The organism is Novipirellula sp. (assembly GCF_041583735.1).
In the GTDB taxonomy this organism is placed as follows: domain Bacteria; phylum Planctomycetota; class Planctomycetia; order Pirellulales; family Pirellulaceae; genus Novipirellula.
Genome location: NZ_JBFHFD010000851.1, coordinates 1 through 3126, shown reverse-complemented (window position 1 = coordinate 3126; position 3126 = coordinate 1). Strand labels below are relative to the sequence as shown.

Annotated in this window: 4 protein-coding genes; 1 reads left to right on the top strand and 3 read right to left on the bottom strand. The window is 57.4% G+C overall.

Annotated elements, in window-relative coordinates:
- The 3 genes from ABX962_RS33710 to ABX962_RS33700 all read right to left on the bottom strand — a co-directional run.
- Positions 1-219, bottom strand: a 219-nt coding sequence (locus ABX962_RS33710) for a hypothetical protein (RefSeq protein ID WP_372726058.1), incomplete at its 3' end; no start/stop codon positions are given.
- Between the two features lie 183 nt (positions 220-402).
- Entirely contained in the window at positions 403-1431 is a 1029-nt protein-coding gene (locus ABX962_RS33705) for a WD40 repeat domain-containing protein (protein WP_372726057.1), read from the bottom strand.
- The gene (locus tag ABX962_RS33700; RefSeq protein ID WP_372726056.1) at positions 1428-2774 is read right to left on the bottom strand and encodes a DUF1501 domain-containing protein; all 1347 of its coding nucleotides are present in this window, start codon (positions 2772-2774) and stop codon (positions 1428-1430) included. Before ABX962_RS33700 ends, ABX962_RS33705 begins: the two co-directional genes overlap by 4 nt.
- Here ABX962_RS33700 and ABX962_RS33695 point away from each other — a divergent pair.
- On the top strand, positions 2773-3012 hold the full coding sequence (locus tag ABX962_RS33695) for a hypothetical protein (RefSeq protein ID WP_372726055.1): 240 nt from the start codon (positions 2773-2775) through the stop codon (positions 3010-3012). The two genes, ABX962_RS33700 and ABX962_RS33695, sit on opposite strands and share 2 nt — an antisense overlap.
- The last annotated feature ends 114 nt before the right edge of the window (positions 3013-3126 follow it).

The window sequence follows — 3126 nt, the reverse complement described above, 5'->3', positions numbered from 1 at the left end:
TCGCAGTGACAAGAACGTCTCGCGACTGGATGGCCGGATGTAGTCCTTTAGGTCGACCGAGGAAAGATGACACTGCACACAACTTGAGGGATTCGGTGAGTTGAAGATCGGCATGATCCTCTGCTCGAACACGGAAGCCGGGGACGGCTCCGCTGCAGACGCACGCGTCCCAAACGCGATCAAGGTGGCAACCAAAATGGCATAGGCGGTTCGTTGCATGACGATCATCCAAGTTTTTGACGCGGGATGGAACTCTTCATGAAAGTGTATCCGATGCTCTGGATCCCCGGTAAGCTGCCAAATCCTGCAAGCGTCCCAAAAAAGTGTTGTCCAGTCACTTCACGCGACTAATTCGCCCTCGGCCCGACGCGGTCCACGCGATGACTGCCAGTAACGAATCCATTATTTCGATGGTTCCGCTGCGATCACTCTTGCTATCGCTCCGCCCGCACCGGCGACCGCAAAGCTGCCGTCGCCCGCGGCGGCGACTTCGTATATCCAGCCTTCGATCCCGTCGAGTGTCTGTTCGATTTCGACGGTGTTCGGGTTGATGATTCTCAGTTTTCCGTCTGAGCCTCCGACGGCGAGTCGCTCACCATCGCGGCTCCAAGCAATCGAAGTTGGCTCGACCGGCAGCCGCGCAAATCGAACCAGCCGACCGATCGTGGGCTGCCAGAACCGAACCGTTCTGTCGACGCTGGCCGAGGCAAGGTAAACAATCGCATGCCCACCAGGCCTTACCACAAGATCGCAGACAGCCCCGGTGTGGTTGTCCAGGTTTCGAAGCGGTGGTTCTGACAGAATCCCCTGCTTGCCGCTCCACACTCTTAAGACCTGATCGATGCCGGCCGAGACCACCAAGTTCTGCTCACTTATCGATTCGATGCACAACACACGACGCGAGTGCCCATGGACGACACGCACTTCTTCCACCTCGCCATCGGACAGACGCCACTGGATCAAATCATGGTCGGCCGCGCCGGTCACAAATAGGTCATCGGACAACCAAGCCGCCGAATGAATTACATCGCGGTGCGAGGTGCGAGTCGCAATCACTTCGAATCCTGGCCACGACACAAGTTTCCACTCTCCGTATTCCGCTGCAGCGCCGCCAACGATCAGAAGTTGCCTGCCATTGGGCGAAAATTTTAAGTCGTGAATCTGTGGGAAACCGACTTCGCGTACGAGTGCGGGGGTGAGCTCGGGCCAGGAGATAACGTGAACTCCCAACTGCGAACCGGCAACCAGTGTCGTGTCGTCAGCCGAAATTGTCAGCGCGGTGATCGGTGGTTCTGCTCCATGACTTTGCGTCAAGCCGATAGTTCCCAACATCAACACCGCAGCGGTGACAACGCTGCGGCGAAACCGGCAAACGATGGGCTGCTGGGCACACATCCAGCGGAATCGCGTTGTACTCGTGAATCGGTTCATCCCACCAGCTCGTTTAATGCGATGCCATCGGCAGTGACTTGGACCGGACGACCGTCGCGGGTGTAAAGTGTCGTTGCCGGATTGATACCGAGCAGTCGATAGATCGTTACGGCTAGATCTGATGGCGTCACGGGACGGGAATCGGGGCTTTCGCCCATGTCGTCGCTCGAGCCGATAACTTTGCCTCCCGTTATGCCGCCGCCTGCCATCATCACGCTGAACACGCGAGGCCAGTGGTCGCGACCGGCCTGAGTATTGAGCTTCGGGGTGCGGCCGAACTCGCCCATCACGACGACCAGCGTATCTTCAAGTAAACCGCGATCATGCAAATCAGTGATCAACGCGGCGTAAGCCATGTCGAGCGATGGTACGAGCCCCACCGGCATCTTCGCCCCGGTATAGCCATCCCTCAGTCGTGTGACTAGGTCATTGTGCGTATCCCAGCCGCGGTTGTTCACGGTAACAAACGGAACCCCGGCCTCGACCAATCGGCGTGCGAGCAGACAGCATTGTCCGATTGATTTGCCGCCATAGCGGCGACGCACATCGTCACTTTCCGCGGACAGATCAAAGGCACGCTTGGCCGACGGCGAAGTCATCAATCGATACGCTTGCTCGAAGGCGGCGTCGTTTGGCGGATTGTTTTGCGCTGCTTCCTGGACTCGGTTCAACGTTTGCAGATAGCTCCGCCGCCGTTCCAACCGTTCGTCAACGATGCCGGGGAATGGATCGAGATCACGAACTTGAAAGTTAGGACTGGCAGGATCACCGCCAACTTCAAACGGGGCGACACGCGGCGGCAGGTAGCCAGCGGCAGCAAACTTTCCCCCGCCCACTCGCAAATCGGGAATCGCCACATGCGACGGTATTTCACCGTGACGCCGATTCAGGTGCGACACCACGGATCCGATGGCAGGATAATTCAGTGCAGGCGTTGGTTTGTAGCCTGTCAGCAAATAGTGAGTGCCGAAATTGTGCTCGCCAAGCGGTGAAGTCATCGAACGAATGATGGCGGTATGCTGCATCGCGGCTGCCGTACGCGGCATCAACTCGCTGATCTGAATACCCGGCACCGAAGTCGAAATGGCTTTAAAAGGGCCGCGAACTTCCTTGGTCGCATCGGGCTTCGGATCGAGCGTTTCAAGATGACTGGGGCCGCCGTCTAACCAGATCAGGATGCACGACTTGGCACGAGCAGCCGGGCTTGCCGCATTCACTCGATCGATGTGACTGCCTAGACCGAGTCCCAAAGCGGTCAGTCCACCGACGTGCAGAAAATCTCGTCGACCGATGAAGTTGTGGTTGGTGGCGGCTTGCCACTTAGTTGTTGGTTGAGAATTCATGGCAGTTCAAAAGAGCCCAAAGGAAATCTTCAAGGCGAGCGGTTCGCTCTTGTGGGGCCGCGATGGAATCGATTCGATCGACCCAGCCGGCGAGTTCATCGTTGCTTGGCGGCCGACTGAACGCAACCAAATAAAACGTGTTGACGATCTCGTCGGTGGAGACACCCTGGTCAATCAGCGATCGCAGGCGGCAATCGGAGTCACGAATCTTATCATTGATGAGGACACCGTTCATTAGATGAAGCTGCGAGGCGATTCCTCGGTCAATCCTTTCGTCTGACGAGCACGGCTCGCCGGGCAAGCATTGACCCAAGAATTCCAGTTTGCTTGCCGAGACCGTTCGGTCGACCAC

Excerpts from the sequence above, each read along its gene's own strand:
- ABX962_RS33705 (WP_372726057.1), bottom strand. The coding sequence starts at position 1,431 with ATGAACCGATTCACGAGTACAACGCGATTCCGCTGGATGTGTGCCCAG.
- ABX962_RS33695 (WP_372726055.1), top strand. The coding sequence starts at position 2,773 with ATGGCAGTTCAAAAGAGCCCAAAGGAAATCTTCAAGGCGAGCGGTTCG.
- ABX962_RS33700 (WP_372726056.1), bottom strand. The coding sequence starts at position 2,774 with ATGAATTCTCAACCAACAACTAAGTGGCAAGCCGCCACCAACCACAAC.